Annotated in this window: 25 protein-coding genes, 1 pseudogene and 1 riboswitch; of the genes and pseudogenes, 16 read left to right on the forward strand and 10 right to left on the reverse strand. The window is 38.9% G+C overall.

All coding sequences use genetic code 11. The annotated features are described in order from the left end of the window. Window positions 1-3: 3 nt before the first annotated feature. Complete coding sequence (locus PRK60_RS04360) at window positions 4-489, forward strand: PAS domain-containing protein (RefSeq protein WP_102168860.1); 486 nt, start codon at window positions 4-6, stop codon at window positions 487-489. A 91-nt stretch (window positions 490-580) separates the two neighbouring features. Here the strand turns inward: PRK60_RS04360 and thiE are convergent, their stop codons facing one another. From thiE to PRK60_RS04385, 5 genes are all read right to left on the reverse strand, one after another. After that, window positions 581-1231, reverse strand: a complete 651-nt coding sequence (gene thiE, locus PRK60_RS04365; RefSeq protein ID WP_102168861.1) for a thiamine phosphate synthase — start codon at window positions 1229-1231, stop codon at window positions 581-583. Then, the gene (gene thiD, locus PRK60_RS04370; protein ID WP_102168862.1) at window positions 1221-2042 is read right to left on the reverse strand and encodes a bifunctional hydroxymethylpyrimidine kinase/phosphomethylpyrimidine kinase; all 822 of its coding nucleotides are present in this window, start codon (window positions 2040-2042) and stop codon (window positions 1221-1223) included. The genes thiE and thiD overlap by 11 nt, the downstream gene beginning before the upstream one ends. A 24-nt stretch (window positions 2043-2066) precedes the next feature. Then, window positions 2067-2846, reverse strand: coding sequence for a hydroxyethylthiazole kinase (gene thiM / locus PRK60_RS04375; RefSeq protein WP_219721776.1), 780 nt, complete (start codon window positions 2844-2846; stop codon window positions 2067-2069). Window positions 2847-2910: 64 nt separating this feature from the next. Beyond that, window positions 2911-3016: riboswitch (TPP riboswitch) on the reverse strand. Window positions 3017-3051: 35 nt separating this feature from the next. Beyond that, the gene (locus PRK60_RS04380) at window positions 3052-3906 is read right to left on the reverse strand and encodes a patatin-like phospholipase family protein (RefSeq protein ID WP_273646380.1); all 855 of its coding nucleotides are present in this window, start codon (window positions 3904-3906) and stop codon (window positions 3052-3054) included. A 64-nt stretch (window positions 3907-3970) separates the two neighbouring features. Next, window positions 3971-4855 carry a LysR family transcriptional regulator gene (locus PRK60_RS04385; RefSeq protein WP_273646381.1) on the reverse strand — a complete coding sequence of 295 codons (885 nt, stop codon included), beginning with the start codon at window positions 4853-4855 and terminating at the stop codon, window positions 3971-3973. Between the two features lie 99 nt (window positions 4856-4954). Here PRK60_RS04385 and PRK60_RS04390 point away from each other — a divergent pair, with 99 nt between their 5' ends. Then, the gene (locus PRK60_RS04390; RefSeq protein WP_102168866.1) at window positions 4955-5431 is read left to right on the forward strand and encodes a flavodoxin family protein; all 477 of its coding nucleotides are present in this window, start codon (window positions 4955-4957) and stop codon (window positions 5429-5431) included. Between the two features lie 114 nt (window positions 5432-5545). Next, window positions 5546-5962 (forward strand): cupin domain-containing protein, encoded by a 417-nt coding sequence (locus PRK60_RS04395; protein WP_102168867.1) that lies wholly within the window; start codon window positions 5546-5548, stop codon window positions 5960-5962. A 121-nt stretch (window positions 5963-6083) separates the two neighbouring features. Here PRK60_RS04395 and manA read toward each other — a convergent pair whose 3' ends face one another. After that, window positions 6084-7049, reverse strand: a complete 966-nt coding sequence (gene manA / locus PRK60_RS04400) for a mannose-6-phosphate isomerase, class I (RefSeq protein WP_191913489.1) — start codon at window positions 7047-7049, stop codon at window positions 6084-6086. A 186-nt stretch (window positions 7050-7235) separates the two neighbouring features. Between manA and PRK60_RS04405 the strand changes: the two genes are divergently transcribed. From PRK60_RS04405 to PRK60_RS04445, 9 genes are all read left to right on the forward strand, one after another. Then, entirely contained in the window at window positions 7236-7730 is a 495-nt protein-coding gene (locus PRK60_RS04405; protein ID WP_102168869.1) for a prolyl-tRNA synthetase associated domain-containing protein, read from the forward strand. 119 nt (window positions 7731-7849) lie between these two features. Next, on the forward strand, window positions 7850-8968 hold the full coding sequence (locus tag PRK60_RS04410; RefSeq protein ID WP_273646382.1) for a low temperature requirement protein A: 1119 nt from the start codon (window positions 7850-7852) through the stop codon (window positions 8966-8968). A 139-nt stretch (window positions 8969-9107) separates the two neighbouring features. After that, window positions 9108-9428: an ArsR/SmtB family transcription factor gene (locus PRK60_RS04415; RefSeq protein WP_102168871.1), complete on the forward strand. Its 321-nt coding sequence runs from the start codon at window positions 9108-9110 to the stop codon at window positions 9426-9428. A gap of 265 nt (window positions 9429-9693) precedes the next feature. After that, entirely contained in the window at window positions 9694-10233 is a 540-nt protein-coding gene (locus PRK60_RS04420; RefSeq protein ID WP_102168872.1) for a flavodoxin family protein, read from the forward strand. Between the two features lie 114 nt (window positions 10234-10347). Further along, window positions 10348-11643 (forward strand): PTS transporter subunit EIIC, encoded by a 1296-nt coding sequence (locus tag PRK60_RS04425; protein WP_273646383.1) that lies wholly within the window; start codon window positions 10348-10350, stop codon window positions 11641-11643. After that, window positions 11630-12472 carry an alpha/beta hydrolase gene (locus PRK60_RS04430; RefSeq protein WP_102168873.1) on the forward strand — a complete coding sequence of 281 codons (843 nt, stop codon included), beginning with the start codon at window positions 11630-11632 and terminating at the stop codon, window positions 12470-12472. Before PRK60_RS04425 ends, PRK60_RS04430 begins: the two co-directional genes overlap by 14 nt. 127 nt (window positions 12473-12599) lie before the next feature. Continuing rightward, on the forward strand, window positions 12600-13604 hold the full coding sequence (locus PRK60_RS04435; RefSeq protein ID WP_273646384.1) for an aldo/keto reductase: 1005 nt from the start codon (window positions 12600-12602) through the stop codon (window positions 13602-13604). 42 nt (window positions 13605-13646) lie between these two features. Then, window positions 13647-13916: a hypothetical protein gene (locus PRK60_RS04440; RefSeq protein ID WP_219721780.1), complete on the forward strand. Its 270-nt coding sequence runs from the start codon at window positions 13647-13649 to the stop codon at window positions 13914-13916. Continuing rightward, entirely contained in the window at window positions 13891-14214 is a 324-nt protein-coding gene (locus PRK60_RS04445) for a type II toxin-antitoxin system RelE/ParE family toxin (protein ID WP_273646431.1), read from the forward strand. The genes PRK60_RS04440 and PRK60_RS04445 overlap by 26 nt, the downstream gene beginning before the upstream one ends. A 74-nt stretch (window positions 14215-14288) precedes the next feature. On the opposite strand, the gene PRK60_RS10070 is transcribed toward PRK60_RS04445, so the two are convergent. The 3 genes and pseudogenes from PRK60_RS10070 to PRK60_RS10080 form a co-directional block, all read right to left on the reverse strand. Then, the gene (locus PRK60_RS10070) at window positions 14289-14729 is read right to left on the reverse strand and encodes a LysR substrate-binding domain-containing protein (RefSeq protein ID WP_316243092.1); all 441 of its coding nucleotides are present in this window, start codon (window positions 14727-14729) and stop codon (window positions 14289-14291) included. Window positions 14730-14742: 13 nt separating this feature from the next. Further along, window positions 14743-14850 carry a hypothetical protein gene (locus tag PRK60_RS10075; RefSeq protein WP_316243095.1) on the reverse strand — a complete coding sequence of 36 codons (108 nt, stop codon included), beginning with the start codon at window positions 14848-14850 and terminating at the stop codon, window positions 14743-14745. A 189-nt stretch (window positions 14851-15039) separates the two neighbouring features. Next, a pseudogene (locus PRK60_RS10080) lies at window positions 15040-15180 on the reverse strand (LysR family transcriptional regulator); the annotation flags it as partial. 108 nt (window positions 15181-15288) lie between these two features. Here PRK60_RS10080 and PRK60_RS04455 point away from each other — a divergent pair. Further along, entirely contained in the window at window positions 15289-15396 is a 108-nt protein-coding gene (locus PRK60_RS04455) for a hypothetical protein (protein ID WP_206705635.1), read from the forward strand. Between the two features lie 2 nt (window positions 15397-15398). After that, window positions 15399-16373, forward strand: coding sequence for an alpha/beta hydrolase (locus PRK60_RS04460; protein ID WP_102168877.1), 975 nt, complete (start codon window positions 15399-15401; stop codon window positions 16371-16373). Between the two features lie 81 nt (window positions 16374-16454). On the opposite strand, the gene thrC is transcribed toward PRK60_RS04460, so the two are convergent. Next, complete coding sequence (thrC, locus tag PRK60_RS04465) at window positions 16455-17951, reverse strand: threonine synthase (RefSeq protein ID WP_273646385.1); 1497 nt, start codon at window positions 17949-17951, stop codon at window positions 16455-16457. A 113-nt stretch (window positions 17952-18064) separates the two neighbouring features. On the opposite strand from thrC, the gene PRK60_RS04470 reads away from it, so the two are divergent. Both PRK60_RS04470 and thrB read left to right on the forward strand, forming a co-directional pair. Continuing rightward, complete coding sequence (locus PRK60_RS04470) at window positions 18065-19339, forward strand: homoserine dehydrogenase (RefSeq protein ID WP_102168879.1); 1275 nt, start codon at window positions 18065-18067, stop codon at window positions 19337-19339. Window positions 19340-19353: 14 nt separating this feature from the next. Next, window positions 19354-20217 carry a homoserine kinase gene (gene thrB / locus PRK60_RS04475; protein WP_273646386.1) on the forward strand — a complete coding sequence of 288 codons (864 nt, stop codon included), beginning with the start codon at window positions 19354-19356 and terminating at the stop codon, window positions 20215-20217. Window positions 20218-20330: the final 113 nt, after the last annotated feature.

Raw genomic sequence — 20330 nt, forward strand, 5'->3', positions numbered from 1 at the left:
AAGATGAATTTACCATTTATGGATGACGCCACGATTAACTTTTTCAGTGGTAAATTAACTTTGGCTGAGGTTGATGCTTTATTTCGAACAATGCCATATGAATTAGATTATATTAATGCAGATGACGAATATGTTTGGTATTCACCAAATAGCTGGCGTGATGATCAGCGTCTTCATCAGCGACTTAACCATAATGTCCTTGGTTGTCACCCACAACGAGTTGTTCCAATGGTTAAACAGGTCTTAAAAATGCTGAAGACAGAGGAAAAGGACATGGTTGAATCACCACAGATAATGGACGGTCAACGAACCTTAATTCGGTATTATGCGATCCGTAAGCCTAATGGTCATTATTTAGGAGCATTACAAGTGACAGAAAATGTTGAACATATTTGTCGGCTTTGTGAGCAAGATATCTTCGAACATGGGATTGTAGAGGGACAAGTTATTGATGGTATTTCATCGGCGTCGATTAATGAAAATAAATAAAGCATTTGTAAATTTCATAAGGCTTTATCACGCTAATTGAAATTTACAAATGCTTTTTCGTAGTAAGGGCTCTCAATTTTACGATCAAATACTAATTATTTATCAATGCCTTAATTTCTTCGACGGTTTCCGTAATATATTCACTATTTAAAACCAGTGAAATCATTGATAAGCCAGCAACACCAGTTTTTAAAACCTCTGGAATATTCTTTAGAGAAAGACCACCAATTGCAACTAGGGGATGAGTACTCAGTTTATTTAGTTCTTTAAGTTTAGTGAGGCCCAAGACAGGATCAGCATCGATCTTTGACGTGGTTTCAAAGACGGGACCACAACCTAGATAGTCAATAGCAGATAAATGATTTGCTTTTTCTACTTCAGTAGCCGTGTTGCATGAGTAGCCAATAATTAACTTACCAGCTGCTTCTTTAATTACCTGCTCAATTTGTTCATCATCCTGGCCAACATGAACACCATCAGCACCAACACGCAATGCCATTTGAACATCATCATCAATCAAAACGGGAATTGAGTAGCGTTTTCCCATTTCGACTAGTCGCCTTGCCATGATTAATCGTGCATCGGCAGTCATGGTTGAATTATCTTTTTCTCGATATTGAAATGCGGTAATTCCAGCTTGCATTGCTTCTTCTACTTTAGCGAGGAATTCATAGGAATCATGGTGGGTGTCTTGAGTTCCGCCGACAAGGTATACTTGTAACATTTTTGGATTAAAGTTCATTATTATCGCTCCTTATTTTTGCCCAATGATTTAGTGGACCATGACCGTGACCAACGTTAATGCCTTGCTTAATCGTTGCTTCAACATAGGCCTTTCCAATTTTGAGGGCGTCTTCCATTGATTTGCCCTTAGCGAGTTCAGCAGTGATACAGGAAGAAATAGTATCACCGGTACCATGAGTATTCTGAGTTTGCTTTCGCTTGGCAGTCATCCAAAACGAGTGCCCATTCTCTAATAATACAAAGTCATTTGCTTCACCATCATTTGAAAAATGACCTCCCTTAACCAGGACATTCTTCGCTCCCATTGATTGAAGACGATGTCCAGCAGCTTCCATTTCAGCTTCTGTTGTGATCTTCATTTGAGCTAATTCTTCAGCTTCTGGAAGGTTAGGGGTAATCAAATCGGCGAGTGGCAATAGTTGTTCACGAACCACACTAATCGCATCCTCACTTAAAAGTTTAGCACCACCTTTAGCAATCATCACGGGATCTACCGTTAGTGGACCGAAATTATATTGCTTGAGGTTGTTGACAACGGTTTTGACACGGAGGGAATCCGCCAGCATTCCTGTTTTGCAGGCGCGGATATTAAAATCAGCAGCTAGGGAGAAAAACTGTTCATCAATTAATTTTGGTGGCATTGCTAGGGCATCCTGAACGCCAAGGGTATTTTGCGCTGTTACCGCGACAACAACCATTGTGGCAAAGACACCGCGCATTTGCATGGTTTTGAAATCAGCAGAGATTCCGGCACCACCTCCAGAATCAGTACCAGCAATTGTTAAAGCTTGAGGAAAATCATTTGTCATTTTTATTAGTAACTCCTTTATTTTTTACAATACTGAGAGAACTTCGCTGGATTTAATTGACGCTAGTTCATCCCGGAATTTGACTTGCCATTGGCCAAAGCCACTTGACTCTCTAGCAGCTTTGACTCCCGTGGCAGTAAAAACTGTAGTTGCAGTGCAGGCAGCTGTATAATAATCCTTGCTTACACCGAGATAAGCAGCAATAACACTGGAAAGAATATCACCGCTCCCTACATTAGTTACAAAATAACTAGTGGAAAGCTGATTAATAAAAGTATTATCGCCGTCTGTAATAATATCTGTTTTACCAGTCAGGACGACAATACAGTGATATTTATTAGCGACCGTTTTAGCAATCTCGTGAAGATCCGCTTGCCCACTGCCACTGTCAATTCCGCGTGAATGCCAGTTAACATTCGCTAATGCAGCAATTTCACCAGCATTTCCCCGAATAACAGTAAAGCGGTGGTCTTGTAATAGTTGTTTTGCAAAAGCTAACCGGTAATGACTAGCACCGATCGCAACCGGATCAAGCACCATTGGCTTTTGATTTTGGTTATTTTTGAGGATAGTTGTAATCTCGTTAGCCTGTTCTTCGTGAATGGTTCCTAGGTTAATCGTAATCGCATCGGCTAATTTCATCATTTCTGCTGCTTCTTGAGGTGCGGTAGACATGATTGGTGAAGCACCAATCGCACTCAACCCATCAGCAACCTTATCTGGAGTTACCATGTTAGGGATTGTCAGCACAACCGGGTTTTGATGACGAACTTGCTCTAATAGTTTTAGCTGTAATTTAGTCAAAATCTCACGTCCTAAAAAATGGAGCTACTAGTTAAGTGTTAACTAACAGCTCCATTATTTTTTATATATTGAGTTAGCATTTTCCTTCGCAAGTACTAGCTTAACAGGTTCAAGGGTCCGTATATCTTAATACATCTCAGTCTGGCAAACAGACACCCCTAATGCTGTTTATTAACATACCATTATAATAACATAGAAACCGCTTTTAAGCATTAAGGTAGTCAATTAAACTTGGTAATAGTTGTTCTGCTTCTTGACGCCCAGTTTCGTATAGTTTCCGGATCTTTTTAACGTTACTTTCTACTCGACCAACCTTAACGGGATGTTGGGGTGCAATATTAAAGATTTGTCCGGTCCTTCTAAGATGTTCAATCTGTGCTACTTGTTGGTTATAAACCTCTGGACGAAGGATCCCAGCTTCAGCAAACTGAGGATAGTCTTTGAAATAACGTCGGTATAATTGGCAAACTGGTCGACTTGACGGTTTCTTTCGGTAGCTAACATCGCGAGTACGGATCACAACAATTTTATTGTAGCCTTGTTCTTGGGCGACATCAAAAGGGATTGAATCAGCAATTCCGCCATCGAGGCAAAGACCATCAGGAGTCGGGGCAGGATCCATCATAAATGGCATTGAGCAAGAAGCAATTAATACTTGAGTCAATTTCTCACCCGTTAAGTCCGTAAAGAGTGCTTTTTTACCATCCTGAAGTCTAGTAGCAACAGCTGTGAAATGTGAGGCTGATCTGATATAGGCTCGTTCATCAAAGTTATGCCATGAAAGACCATGATCCTCGAATAGGTAGTTCATGTTGATCACTTGTCGTTTGAAAGGGCGCGTCATAGAAATATAGTCGCGATCATGACGATGGTTAATATTAATGTTTGCTGCTCGACCATATTGCTTTGCTACAAAGTTGACACCATTTAATGATCCAGCAGAAACGCCAATCACACTACTAAATTCAATGTGATTAGCGAGTAATGTGTCACAGACGCCAGCAGTATACTGTCCTCTAAAAGCGCCACCTTCAAGAACTAGCGCTGCGTTATATAGCATTGATTTCACTCCTTAGAATGTTGATAATTTATTGTAAGTCGTTTACCCTATCAATTTCAATCTTCTAAGAATTTTCAGCTTGGTCAGCAAATTCTTGAAGAAATTTTTCCATTACGGGAGTAACGACGGTGTTTTTCCGCCATGCAAGAACATGACCGGTGTCTTTATGTGGAGAAAAGGGGATAAATGTCAATTCGGGATCATGAAATGAATTAATGATCCCTTGAATTCCCAACATATAATAATCTCCGGCTTTCAGCAGTTCATAGGCATTGCTTGGTAAGTTATTTGTCGCCATAATATTTAACTTTGTTTGATCTAACTTTAAAACATCACTAATTTCATCACGAACAATATTCCGGGTGGGAATAATTAGTGGTAGCTTATACAGATCGCTTTTGGTAATCGAATGTTTTGCTGCTAGTTGATCAGATTTCTTGGTAATCAATCCCCACTGCTCATGAACTGGTAAAACAATAAAGTTATACTTGGCAGCCTCCACTGGTTCAATCAACACAGCAAAATCTTCTAAACCGGAATCCAAGCGTTGACGAAGCAAATCACCATTACCATCGTAAAGGTTAAAGCTTACCTTTGGATATTTTTTCTGAAAGTCACTAATAATCTTCATCACGAATTTTGAAACCTTTGAAACAACACAGCCAATATTAAGAACACCAGTTAATTCTTCCTTGGTGTTTTGAAGTTCCTGTTTTGTTTGGCTAAGCAAGGAAGGGATCGTAGACGCACGTTGTTGGAAGAGAATTCCTTCACTAGTAAGTTCCATTCGGCGCTGCTTACGGTCAAATAAAGTTACCCCGAGTTCTTTTTCGAGTTCAATCATTTGTCGGGAAAGAGTTGGCTGAGTAACATGAAGTTGTTGTGCAGCATGGGTAATATTATTCGTTTGTGCTACAGTTAAGAAGTATTTAATTACTCTTGTATCCATAATAGGGGTTCCTCGATTCAAATAGTGAATAGATAACACTATTTTAAGCTAAAATTTGAATAACGTAAATCGATTAGTTTTTGCGAAAGGAAGATAAACATGGTACGAAATGTCTTAATTCTTTACTATTCACAGTTTGGTAACACTGCTAAATTAGCTAGTGCAATTCATCGGCAGACAGGAGCTGATATTCTTCGTCTCCAAGTTCCTGAAGGATATTTCCCTGATGATATGGAGGAAACAGATCAAATTTTTAAAGCTGATAATCAGAATGGTCGACTTCCCCAAATTATCACTGAATTACCAGCATTGGATTATTACGATACCATTCTGGTTGGCGGACCAGTTTGGGACGGTAAGGTTGCCTCCCCAATTATTAGCCTTTTAAGAATGATGAAAGATTATCAGGGGAAGGTAGTGCCATTTAGTACCGGTTGGAGTGATACGGGCAATTATCAAGCTGATTTTGTTGCTCATGCTGGTAAGCTAAAGATTGCTGATGGTTATCACGTTTTAACCCACGCAACTCCCAAATACAGTCCAAGTTCGTTAGCGTCATGGCTTCGAAAATTATAATTCAACTTTTGAATGATTGGACACTTATAATAAGTATTATACATAGTGGCATTTTTCTTATAAGCTAAGAGTAACCAAGAAATTGAATTTTAACTTATTAAGGAGAATGTTTTTATGACGAAGAATGAAGAAGCTGTAAAAAATGATATGTTTGGCTTTGGCGACAAGAATATTGCTTTTGCAAAATATTTTATTGGAACAAGCTATCTTAATGGCTTAGTTTCTCCTGATGACAATATCGATATTAATGTCTCCAACGTTAACTTTGAACCCGGCTGCCGGAACGACTGGCACATCCACCACGATGGTTTCCAAATTCTCCTGGTAACTGCCGGTGAAGGCTGGTACCAAGAAGAAGGCAAGCCAGCTCAACTGCTCAAGCCAGGTGATGTGGTTGCAATTCACGAAGGCGTTAAGCACTGGCATGGCGCTACTAAGGACTCCTGGTTCTCCCACATTGCAATTACCAAGGGGACTAGTGAATGGCTAGAAAAAGTTGATGATGGTTACTATGAGCAACTGGCTGACTAGGGAATATTAATATAAATTTTGAGTTTAAAATTTTAATTCACAATAAAAACATGGGCTAACAGAACTAGAGATTGTTTTTCTCATTTTTGCTAGCCCATATTTTATTAAATATTAGTTAATACTATTCTACCGATTCCGAAGCAATAATCAGCATCTTACCATCCAATTGCCATTCATCAATAGTTGCCGGCATTAGAAGATGAACACCCTTCTTTAATGGGTATGTCTTACCATCAGCGGTTAGGGTCCCTTCACCATCAATAACTGACATTAAGGTATATGGCCCATGTTCATGCTTTCTTGTTAATTTACCATTTACATCCCACTTATAAACACTAAAGAATGGTGAATCAGGTTGGGTAATTAAAGTCGTTACTTCAGAATTGCCAATTTTTTCAGAGGTAATATGTAGTTCAGGTTCTTTGAATGGAACAGTAGTAACATCGATTGATTGCTTCAAGTGTAGATCACGTTTCTTACCAGTCTTTTTGTCGACCCGATCGTAGTCGTAAATTCGGTAAGTAGTATCTGAACTTTGTTGGGTTTCAAGAACGACAATTCCCTTATTAAGGGCGTGGATAGTACCTGATGGAACGTAAACAAAGTCACCAGTCTTAACAGGCTTTTTATCGAAAAGCTTTTGCCATTCATGGTTGTTAATCATTTCTTTGAGCTCTTCACGAGTTTTAGCTGTATGGCCATAAGTTAGGTAAGCACCTTCATCAGCGTGAATAACGTACCAACATTCAGTTTTCCCTAATTCATGCTCGTGTTCTTCAGCATACGCATTATCTGGGTGAACCTGAACCGATAAGCTGGCTTCAGCATCGAGAATCTTAGTTAATAGTGGAAAGACCTTTGATTTGGGATTGCCAAATACTTCTGGATGCTGTGCGTAAACATCTGGAAGGAGTTGTCCTTTAAATTCACCATTTTCAATTACGTTAGGGCCATGGGGATGTCCGGAGATTGCCCAACACTCTCCAATTGTCCCGTCTGGAATATCGTAATTAAAATCTTCAGCTAACCGACGACCACCCCAAATCTTTTCGTGAAAGACTGGTTTTAAAAATAATGGTTCTGTCATAACTATCACTATCCTTTTTATGTTTAGCGTAAAGCTCTTCAAAATAGCCAACACTTTTTATTATGCCTAATAAAGCGCTTTCTGAAGATGATTTTAGCAGTTTTTATAGGTGAAAGCTATCTAAATTACAGAATTTAATTAAATATGAAATGATATAATATAATTATTAAAATGGTGGTGATAGATATGGCAGAAGGAACGTATGAACAGGTAATTAACGAGCTTGACCGACTAGGCATTGAGTATGGAATGGTTGATCATCCTGCTGCAGAAACAACCGAGCAAGCGGATAAGTACATTGAAGGTCATGAGGGTGTTCGGACAAAGACGATGTTTCTGAAGGGGAAGAAAAAGCATTTTTATCTGGTAATTATGGATGATCAGAAGTCAATGAACTTTAAGAAGTTCCAAGAATTAACTGGAGCTAAGCGGGTATCAATGGCTCGACCAAGTGACTTGCAAGAACAACTAGGTTCTCATGCAGGAGTAGTTTCACCATTTGGCTTGATGAATAACGAGGAACATAATGTCAAAGTTTACTTTGATCAGGAAATGCTGGCGGAGGACCCGATCCTTACTTTCCATCCTAATGTTAATACCCATACGATTTTTATTAAGACACCTGATTTGATGAAGTTTATCAAAGAACAGGGGTATGATCCGGAAATAATTGATCTATAAGTATTTAACTTATGGGGAAATAGGGCATTATAGAATCCTGTTGAAGAGTTTTGCCTTTGACAGGATTGTTTTTTTCGTGATTACTTTGTTATTCTTAAATAAAAAAGGGAGGAATGAATGTGGCTAATACCCTAACCAAGCGCGTGTCACTGATTGAGCTGTTCTATGATCTAGTCTTTGTTTACATGGTTTCACAGGCAACGGGATTAATTCACCACCTTCATCATGGAGTCATTAACTTAACAACGCTGGGAATCTTTTTCTTAGTAATCATCGTTTTTATAAACTCATGGATGGTTCAAATGGTCTTTACGAACCGGTACGGCCAATCATCATGGACGAATATCGTGTTCTCGTTCATTGACATGACAATCGTTCTTTACATGTCAAATGCCTTTACCGCAACCTTTGACCAGAACTTAGCGACCTTTTTTATTGCTGCCGGATTGTTATCACTAACCTTGTGTTTACAGTATTTAATAACGTACTTTCAAGTGAAAAAAGAGGTTGATAAAAAGATTGCGGCAGCTTTTACAAGGATTCTTGGATTTCGTACGGTTACCCTATTGATTGGTGGCTTATTTTATAACCCATTTGGTATTAGTATTGCTTTAGTGGGGATCATCATCAGTTGGATCGCTCCCGGGTTTACCGGTAAGTATACACACCAACACCCAATTATCTTTTCACATATTCTTGAGCGTTTAACTGCTTTGATTATTGTGATGTTCGGTGAAACGATCGTGGGGATTGCCAGCTACTTTACTCAATCCAGTCTCTCCAGTCTCTCGTGGCCTTCGATTCTAATTTTTACCGTAGTTGTAGGGTTGTTCTTTACTTATATTGTTGAGTTTGATCACTTAATTGATGAGCATCGGGCAAAAGAAACGGGCAATTTACTGATATACCTTCATTACTTTATTCTTTTTGGCCTCAGCTTAGTGACAGTGGCGCTCAAATTTATTAGCGAACCAGAAGCCAACCATATCTTTGCAATTACTTTCTTATACGGGGGAATTACGCTATTTTATCTTGGCTTAGCAATTGCTAATTACTATAATAAAACTCACTTGAAAGTTAATTCGGTAGTCAAAACGATCTTTGTCTTTTCAACGTTAGCGGGTTACTTATGCTCATTCAAAATTTATGATTTTGGGTGGCTAACGTTTGTTGTTGCTATTGTAGTTCTAATTAATGCCGTTACATTAGTCCGCTTTTTGACTAAACGAATGAATTAGGTTAATTGGCGCTGGGACAAGGCTAACTGGTTTCGTTCGTTGCTCCCAGCACAAGCAGTTAAGAGACTGAGTTAATTCGCAGTCTCTTTTTTTATTGGGATAGTATTGACATATCGAAAAATGACGATATAATGAAATCATGAAATTAAATGAAAAACTATTTAAGGCGTTAGCAAACAAGACACGTCTTGAAATCTTGCATTGGTTAAAGGATCCTGAAAAGACAATCACAGTACCAACCTGTTTACCGATAAGAGAAGAAATCAAAAATTATGGTGGCGTTTGTGTTGGTGACCTGGTTAATCAGTCTGGATTAGCTCAATCAACAATTTCATCTTACCTGAACATGCTTGAGGAGGTAGAACTTGTAATTTCAGAGCGACATGGTAAGTGGACATACTACCGTCGAAATGAGCAAGCAGTTCAAGAGCTGGGGGATCTGATTAAAGAAGAATTATAGTGATTCTTCTTTTATTTTTAGAACAACATATCGTTAAATAGCGATATGTAAATTAGAAGTATTACAGTGGAGGAAGAAGAATGTTAGTCAATCAATTAATTGCAATTGGCGTACTGTCGCTAATTATATTTACCCTAACTGGTGGGAGCATGTCAAAGAGAAAGTAATTTTAAGATAATCTTTTTGCATAGTTAATCATGCAATTTAAGTCTTTTATTTTTGGGAGGTAATTAATTACAATGAAGATAGAAAAGGAGCGATTCAAATGAAAAAGATTGTCGTTTTAACTGGTAGTCCGCACCATCCAGGAACATCAGAAAGACTAGCAGATGCCTTTATTAAAGGGGCAACTGAAGCAGGCAACGAAGTATATCGGTTTGATGCTGGACGGCGAATTAATGAATTTTCAATGATTCAGCTGGAAGATAATCACCCAGGACAAGAAATCGAAGTGGAGCCGGATGACATTATTAAGCAAGAGGTAATGCCTAAGCTATTGGACGCTGATATTGTAGTTCTTGTTAGCTCGCTTTATTATTACGGGGTTAACGCTGCTCTTAAGGCGGTAATTGATCGGTTCTATAATTACAATCATGAATTGCACGGCGGTAAGAAGGCAATTACTTTAATTTCTGGCTATGGTCAGGAAGATGCTTTTGCTTCATTAAAGCTATACTTTAAGCAATTACTTAATTACATGCGATGGGATCAAGTTGGTAGTGTCCTGACAGCGGATTCCTGGAACGAAAAGAAGTTAGCTCAACATGCTCAAGAAGCATATGAACTAGGTAAAGCAATCAAATAATTATGAATCAACTGAGGAGCATTGGTGATTGTTAGCGAATGATAATAAGGCTATAATTTAGAGACTGAAATTGGTTCGGTCTCTTTTTTGTTTTAATATACGAGGAGGAATCATATGAAAAAAGAACGGTGGTTTGTTAAGTGGGCTATCTGGGTTAATGAACGGACATTCATCAAAATTTTTCAGCGAACAATGATTGTTTTATTTCCAATCGTACTAGTCGGCTCGTTTACTTGGGTAATCAGCACGAATTTTTTGGCGACTAATGGGTTTCTAGCCAATATTTTTCGTGTTCGTCAATGGTTACCGCAAATGCAATTTTGGCGACAACTATTTAGGGATGCAACTCTGGTAACGGTCGGGTTAATTTCCCCGTATGCAGCATTTATGAGTGCAAACTTAACGACTTATTACTACCATCGCCCCAATATGATTGCTGGACTAACCGCGGTAATCAGTTATATCTTGCTTTTCTTCCACAGTATTCGTGGCGGGCAAACAATTGATATGCGCTACTATAATGCCGGTTGGTTGATCGTCGCTATTTTACTTGGTTATGTAATCGGGATGATCTTTACAAAATGGGGACATGAATTAAAAATAGCTGATATTTACTTATCTAGTCCGCAACTAATGAAGAAGAACCTGAGTAATTTACGATTATTTGCGTTAATCATTACTGGCGCGTTTTTGCTTCATATTGGATATGCTTTATTACGGGTTTTTAATCTTGATGCCACAGCTACTCAGGTGTTAAGTTCGTTAATTAGCCAAAACAGCAATTATTTATTAAATATTTCGCTTTCGTTTATTAATACGATCATTGTTTGGCTTGGTTTTGGTGAGCCGATTAGCTTATCAGCAAGCGCATATAGTAATGAAATTAGTAGTAATTTAACGTATGCATTAACTCATAAAACACTAGTTAACGTGCCATACCCGTTTACTCCATCATCGCTTTATAATGGTTTTGCTAACTTTGGTGGAATTGGAGTGACCTTGGCCTTAGTTATCGGTATCTTATGGGTTGGAAAACAAAAGAACCAGCAAAGGATCGCTGGTTGGAGTACCTTTCCAGCAATCTTTAATACGGGGATGCCGATTTTATTTGGGTCGCGAGTTTTTCTTAACCCTGTATTTCTGTTACCGTTTGTCTTCTTGCCAGTGTTTAATATGTTAGTTGCTAGTGTGCTTATTTTCATTCATGCAATTCCGCCGATTGTATATCCAGTACCGAACGGAACGCCAGGAATTCTGATCCCGTTTATCGGAACGGGCGGTGACTGGCGCGCTTTAGCAATTTCAATTTGTTTGCTGATTATTGATGTTGCGGTCTATATTCCGTTTATTAAGTTAGCTTTTAAGGTTGAAGAGAAAATAAGCAAGAAGGAGGAACATCAAGATGACTAAGCGTCAACGAATTATCATTGTGATATTTGTCCTGATCTTCGGTTTTCTGACCTTCTTTTCTTATTGTTGGTCCCATCAAAGCGTCAGTGTCCTTCAAAAACGGCAACAATCACGAATGTCACCGGTAATTATGATCCCCGGGAGTAGCGCAACTGTTAATCGGTTTGATACACTAGTTACTCGAATTAACCAAATGGATCACCGAAATCATAGTCTGTTGAAAGTTAAAGTATATAATAGTGGAAAAATTACCTATTCTGGACAAATCCGGCAGAATGATAACGAACCATTTATTGTTGTCGGCTTTGAAAACAACCATGATGGCTATAGTAATATCAAGAAACAGGCAAAAATGTTTAACGTGGCCTTTAACCAGCTGAAAGAACAGTATAATTTCAACAACTTCAAGGGGATCGGTCATTCAAACGGTGGCTTAATCTATACTTACTTTTTGGAACATTATTTTAATGAACGTCAAATTAAGATTAAACGGTTGATGACCATCGGAACCCCGTATAACTTTGCAGAACCTTCTAACCGACGAACACAGATGTTGACTGATTTTATCAAATACCGGAAAAACTTGCCAAGTAATCTCACAATGTATTCGGTGGCGGGTTCGGAAAACTATGTTGAAGATGGACTGGTGCCGCTCAGTAGTGTTCTTGCGGGAAAGTATATTTATCAAGGAATCGTAAAACATTATACTCAGGTCACAGTTACCGGGAAATTAGCCCAACATTCGGCACTACCGCAGAATCGGGAAGTCCTTGACTTAATCCGCCGTTATGTCTTGAATCGCAATAATCCAAGACAATCGAATAATTAGTAAAAGAAGCTGGATTGATACTTTTTAATATACACTAATTGAATGCTTAACTATTAACTATAAGTATTTAACATCATTATTGGCAGCTCCTATACTGATAATTAATAAAGTGAGGGGAGTGCCTGAGATGAAGTACAGTTATATTCCAGGAACAGACATCAAGATTTCCAAGTTAGCGGTCGGGGGGATGAGTTTTGGGATTCCCGCGGTTAAAACTTATCGGTGGATTTTAGACGAGAATCAAACTGATAAGATGGTCCAACATGCCCTCGATTTAGGGATTAACTTTTTCGATACAGCGAATGTCTACGGTGCGGGAACTAGTGAAGAATTTATTGGGAAATCACTAAAGAAGCACCAAATTCCGCGAGATCAAGTGGCAATTGCCAGTAAGGTTTATTTTAATGATGGTCGCTTGTCAAAAGAAGCAATCAATCGTGAAATTGATGGAACTTTGAAGCGCTTAGGCACTGACTACCTTGACCTATATATCATTCACCGATTTGATTATGATCACCCAATTGAAGAAACAATGGCAGCACTTAATAACCTTATTGAAGAAGGAAAAGTTCGTGCGATTGGGGCGTCTGCAATGTATGGCTACCAGTTCCAGAACATGCAGCACATTGCGGAGAAAAACGGCTGGCACCAATTTGTGGCAATGGAGAACCACTATAACTTGCTTTACCGCGAAGATGAACGTGAGCTAATTCCGATTTGTAAACAAGATGGGGTAATGTTAATGCCATATAGTCCACTGGCTGGTGGTCACCTTGCACGGTCAACCTGGGATAGTTCATCGAAGCGTAGTCAAGTTGATACTTCAGCTCGTTCTAAGTATGATCATGCCGAACAACAAGACTTGCCGATTATTAAACGGGTGGCAGAATTAGTGGAAAAGCATAATGTTAAGATGTCACAGATTGCCCTTGCTTGGCAGTGGGCGAAGGGCGTTACTGCACCAATTATTGGCGCCACTAAAGAGCAATATTTAGATGATGCTGCCAAGGCCGTTGAGATCGAATTAACACCAGATGAAGTGGCATATTTGGAAGAACCATACACCGCTCACGAAATCGTCGGTGCTCTTGATAAAAATCCGGATGGTTTGTTGCCTAAGGATGTAAAGTAAAGTCTCACATATAATTATGTTATAATTATATGTGAGGTGGGTATGATGAGATATAAAACTGTTAAGGCACGAAGGCAGGGTACTTCACTGACTTTAACTGTCCCCGCTCAGTTTAAGGTCTGTGAAAATGCATTATTTGAACCACAACTATTAGACGATGGGACAATTCAGTATCGTCCTATTGCAAGTTCGGCTGATATAGAACATGATCGAAAAATGATTGAACAATCATTTGAGTCTGATAAGCTACTTACTGAAGAAGATATGAAGCAGCGCTTTGGAAAATATGGTTGGGGACAAGATGAAGATTAAATATACCAGTCACTTTGCCACTTCATTAGATCAAATTATTTCATATTGGCAAACCCATCTAAAATTATCTCCAGAAAAGATCGATCAATTTACGTTTCATATTGATAAAAAGATTAGATTATTGAAAGATTTTCCAAGACTTGGTCAAGATGTTACTAATTTGTATGGCTTTACTGAACAGACATATCGACTTTTGATTGGCAGTAGTTATGGAATCTTTTATCGAATTAATTCAAAGAAAAATATAATTATCGTTGGTGCTATTTTTGGCACATCAGAAATGAAAGTCAAATTTTAATTATTCTCTCTATATCGAATAATAAATAAGGGCTCGTAGCAGTAATGCCACGGGCCCTATTTTAATAAGCTATTCTAGTCTAATGATGCCAATAATCGCTGGGTAAATAACTTAGCTACTTTAGATTGGGTGACATTCTTTTTCCAAATAATATTTGTTGATTCAGAAATAGATGGTGAAAGCGGCCGGAAGGTGAGTTCGCTGTTGTTTGAAGTGTTGAGGAGGTTATCGAAAGTAAGAATGTAGGCACTCCCTTGTTTAACCATTAACTCCGCATTAAAAACTAACGTGTAAGTACCGATAATGTTAATTTCTTTTCCTACGTTACCCCACCAATCTTGGAAGCGGTGTTCATCAAGAGCTTGCTCGGATACCAGAAGCGGAAGACCAATAAGATCAGCGGGCCCAATAACATTTTTTTGAGCAAGGGGATCGTCTTTTTGCATGGCTAATCCCCACCGATCAGTTTCCGGTAATTGAAGATGATGGTAGCTGTCAAGACTACGGTGAGCCATTAAGACCGCAAAATCAATGGTACCGTGTTTTTAATGCAGTTTCCATTTCATCAGCATTTCCGCTGACTAGTCGAATTTTAACATCAGGATAGTCCTGAATAATCCCGCTTAGTACTTCCATGATTCGTTGCATTCCAATACTTTCGCCAGCACCAATTGAGAGTGTCCCAGTAACAACTTGTTCTTTTTGAATATTAGTGGCTGTTTGGTCCGCAAGTTGAATAATTTCTTTTGCCCGGGCTTGGAGATACTCGCCTTCGTCTGTTAAAGTAATTTGCCGATGCCCACGGATAAATAATTTGACACCAAGTTCACTTTCTAAATCTGCTAGTTGCTTTGATAATGTCGGTTAAGATACTAGTAGTTCTCGAGCAGCTTTGGTGATATTTCGTTGTTGGGCAACAGCGAGAAAGTAACGTAAAACCCGAAGTTCCATATGATCCTTTCCCATAACTAAAAGCTATTTTTAATCATATTATATAAGTATTTCACATCATAGCAAAGGGAAAATATAATAAAGACAGTTGATTATATAAAAATTGGTGGAAGCGTAATTATTTTGCCGAATGTTCATATTGGAACTGATGCGGTAATTGGTGCTGGGTCAATTATTACTCACGATATTCCAGCAAGAGAAAATATTTCATACGTATACGAGGAGAGATAACAATGCAAGAATTACATTTAACTCAAGAATGGGATAAGGTATTTCCTAAAAGCGATAAAGTTGATCACAAAAAAGTAACTTTTACTAACCACTTTGGTATTACTTTAGCAGCAGACCAATACACACCGAAGAACTACGAAGGCAAGTTACCGGCATTGGCAGTGGCTGGACCTTTCGGGGCAGTGAAGGAACAGTCTAGTGGCTTGTATGCTCAAACGATGGCGGAACGGGGCTACTTGACAATTGCCTTTGATCCATCCTTTACTGGCGAAAGTGGTGGCGATGTCCGCGATGTTTTTTCATTGGATATTAATACTGAAGATTACCAAGCTGCAGTGGACTATTTAAGTAACCTAGATAATGTTGATCCAGAGGAAATCGGCATTATCGGTATTTGTGGTTGGGGAGGAATTTCTCTCAATGCTGCAGCGATTGATCCCCAAATTAAGGCGACTGCTGCGGTAACGATGTATGATATGCCACGTGTCGGCTCATGGGGCTACTTCGATCAGGGAACCACGGAAGAACGTTATGCAAGCAAAAAGCAAATTGCTGAGCAACGTACTAAAGAATATGGTAAAAAGGATGTAGCTAAAGCCGGTGGTTGCTATGATTACCCAGCTCCTGATGATCAACCGGACTTTGTTAAGCAATATAGTGCGTACTACAAGACTAAGCGTGGCTATCACAAGCGTTCCGTTAACTCCAATGAAGGCTGGGTCTTGCAGAGTCAGCCAGCTTGGATGAATACTAAGATCTTGGTTCACCCCGAAGACCTGGAGAATGCAGTTTTGATTGTTCATGGTGAAAAGGCTCACTCACGTTACATGGGTGAAGATACCTTTAAGAAGTTGAAGGGTGACAACAAGGAATTAGTAATTGTGCCCGGCGCAACCCATACTGATTTATATGATGGTGGTGACCATGATTACATTCCGTTTGATAAAATTGATAGTTTCTTTAAGAAGAACCTATAGTAATAATTAGCAAAAACCGAAGCATCCTAGAATTGCGAATATTTCTAGGGTGCTTCGGTTAATTTAAAACGATCAAAATTATTAATACGTTGAAGCAAGTAACTTACTAATCGTTTTTTCCATTTTAGCTGGTTGAATTACCAGTTCAGTTCGAATTGATTGTTCAAATAAGGCTTGAACATTGTTACTTAACGGTTGTTGGACAACTTTCTGCAAATCATGAATGGCTGTTAGTCCTGGTGTTGAAACAGCTTGTTCCGTAATAGCCTTGTAAACTGTTTCAGGGAATTTATATGGACTAGCCGTTGATACAATGACCGTTGGTGTTTTATCACTATGGCTGGCTTGGTATTGCTTAGTAACAAATGAAGCAACAGCCGTATGCGGATCGATTAGGTAACCATCCGCTTTATAAACCTGGTGGATCTCTTGGACGACTTGATCCTGAGTTGCAAATCCGGCAGCAAACTGACGATCTAACTGCGCCTTAATAACCGAGTTGACTTGATAATGACCTTCTTGTGCTAATTGATCCATATACTCACTAATCAATTCAGCATTATTACCAGCTAAATCAAATAATAGTCGTTCTAAATTGCTGGATACTAAGATATCCATTGCGGGTGAATTGGTTAAGTAAAACTGACGCTGACGGTTGTATTTTCCGGTTTTGAAAAAGTCGGTCAGGACATTATTTTCATCAGAGGCACAAATCAATTTATTAATTGGTAATCCTAACTTTTTAGCGTAATAGCCAGCTAGAATATCGCCAAAATTACCAGTAGGAACAGCAAAGTTCAGGGCATCGCCGACATTAATTTTACCCTTATCTACTAGTTGACCATAGGCACTAAAGTAATAGGCAATCTGTGGAATTAAGCGCCCGATATTCATTGAATTAGCTGAGGAGAATTGATAGCCGTTTTGTTGTAGTTGCTGATTAAATGTGGTGTCGTTAAAAATTCGTTTGACTTCAGTTTGGGCATCGTCAAAATTACCTTCGATCGCAATAGCAGTAAGGTTATTCCCTCGTTGACCTAGCATTTGTTTCAATTGAACGGGACTAACTCCCCCATGAGGATAAAAGACAATTACTTGTGTACCAGACTGATTACTAAATCCCCGCATAGCTGCTGTCCCCGTATCACCAGAAGTAGCAGTTAAAATAATAATTTTATTACTGATTTGTTCAATGGTAACTGCCGAGGTCATTAAATGGGGAAGGATTTGTAAGGCAATATCCTTAAAAGCTAAGGTTGGTCCATGAAAAAGTTCTAGATAGTAATTATTTGAATGATGGTTAGAAATAGGGGTAATTTGCTGATTGTCCCATTGTTCACCATAAGCCTGCTCGATACCCTTTTGTAGCTGTTCAGAGGTAAAATCGTCAAAAAACAGGTTTAGAATCAGTTGTACAATTTGTTGATAAGTCATCTTCGGCAATTTTTCGATTGGTAAAGATGAAGAAGGAAATTTGACGGGAACTAGCAGGCCACCATCGTCAGCAAGTCCTTTAATAATGGCCTGGGGTGCGTTTAAAGTATCATCAATTGAACCACGCGTACTACGGTATTGCATATGAGTGCCTCCTATTACAACTAAAATCGTAACTCTTTGTTTGATATTGTACCTGTCTTGGTGGTATGTTACAATCAAAAAATGAAAAAATGATGAGAAAATGAGGTGGCATTATGGAAACCGTTCAGGTAGGAATGTTGGGTCTTGGAACAGTTGGATCTGGTGTACTGCAAATGATTCAGAATAATGAAGACAAGGTGGCTAATGTCACCGGTCGGCAACTTAATGTTAAAAAAGTATTAGTAAAACATCCCGAGCGTCATCAGAAGGTCCAGGGAGAAATTGGTTTAACGACTGATATTCAAGAAATTATTGATGATCAAGAAATTCAAATTGTTGTGGAGTTGATTGGCGGCATTCATCCCGCAAAGGAATATATTGAAATGGCCCTCCACTCCCGAAAAAATGTTGTAACTGCCAATAAGGACCTAATTGCAACTTACGGACCAGAATTAAGTAAATTAGCTCATGATAATCATTGTGATTTAATGTATGAAGCAAGTGTCGCTGGGGGAATTCCAATTTTACGGACAATTAATAATAGTTTTTCTGCTGACAAAATAACGGAAGTTAAGGGAATTGTTAACGGAACCACTAACTACATTTTGACACAGATGAGTCAGCAAGGGTGGTCATATGAAAAAGCATTAGGCGAAGCACAAAAATTAGGCTTTGCTGAAGCAGATCCAACAAATGACGTTACTGGAAAAGATGCTGCGTTTAAAATGGTGATCCTTAGTCAATTTGCCTTTGGTATTCAATTAACGATTAATGATTTTAACGTAACCGGGATTGATCGATTGAGTGCATTCGATGTTCAACAAGCGGGGAAATTTGGTTATGTAATTAAGCTAGTAGGAATTTCGCGAGTAATTAATGATGGTGTCTTTGTCGAAGTGGCTCCGGTTTTGGTTCCAGTAGATCATCCACTAGCTACCATTAATAATGAATACAATGCAGTAATGGTCACTGGACAAGCGGTAGGAGATACTCTATTTTATGGTCGAGGTGCAGGTGGATTGCCAACTGCCAATAGTGTTTTAAGTGATATTACTTCAGTTACTAAAAATCTTGTTTTGAAAACTAACGGTAACTTCTTTAATAATTATCAGCAGCGTTATATTCCAGCTACTACTGATCAAGTTGCTTATCCATACTTTTTATCCATTACGATGCCGGATATAACTGGTCAAATGCTGAAGTTAACGCAAATTATGACAGAAATTAATGCTAGTTTTAGTCAAATCACCCAAACAGAAGCAAATGGAATAGCTCGAATAGTAATTATTACGCATGCAATGAGCGAGTCACAGTTACATGAATTTAAAGCGCAGATTGCTAGCGAGCCAACCATTAATCTTGATGCTGCTTATAAGGTTTTGAAATAATAGGGGATGATTAAATGAAAATTAAGGTTCCTGCCTCCAGTGCTAATCTTGGTCCGGGCTTTGATTCAATTGGGCTTGCGGTTTCGCTGTATTTAACTGTAACGGTAAAAGGCGCTGCTAAAGAATGGCAAATCGATCACCAATTAGGAGATTTACCGCATGATAAACATAATATGATCGTACAAACAGCGCTCCAAGTAGCGCCCCAACTTTCTCACCAACATCTTGAAGTAAGTAGTGATATTCCAGTTACTCATGGTTTAGGAAGCAGTTCCAGCGCAATTGTGGCTGGTATTGAATTAGCTAACCAGCTAGCGAATCTAAAATTAACTAAGGCGGCCATGGTAGAAATTGCCAGTCAAATTGAGGGCCATTCTGATAATGTTGCTCCAGCAATCCTTGGTGGTTTAGTAGTAGGGACTAACATTGACCAGCATTTTGATGCTGTGGAAGCTCCTTTACCACCATATGATTTTGTGGCTTATATCCCAGCGTATAGCTTAGCAACCAAAAAAGCTCGGGCGGTTTTACCACGTCAGTTAGACTACCATTCTGCCATCCATGCCAGTGCAGTTGCTAATACATTAGTAGCAGCTTTATTTAAACAAGATTACTCATTGGTAAGTGAACTTATGGAGGCTGATAACTTCCATGAACAGTATCGGGCCCAACTGGTACCGGAGTTAATGCCAATTCGGCAAGTAGGTCATGTCTATGGTGCAACGACATACTTAAGTGGAGCCGGTCCCACAGTTATGACAATGATTACCCCAGACAAAACGGCAGCATTTATTGAAGCACTCCGCAAGAAAGGATTATCTGATCGCATTGAAGTTTTACATCCAGATCGTAATGGTGTGGTCGTCGACGATCAGTAAATTATAGTTTTCAAAGAGGCTATGATAGTGATAACTATTCAGAAAATAATAAAAGAGAATAACCAGTAATTTACTTCAAAGGGATCTCCTTGAAGTGCAACAAAAAAGTTAGA

This window comes from Limosilactobacillus portuensis (genome assembly GCF_028607025.1).
Lineage (GTDB): Bacteria > Bacillota > Bacilli > Lactobacillales > Lactobacillaceae > Limosilactobacillus > Limosilactobacillus portuensis.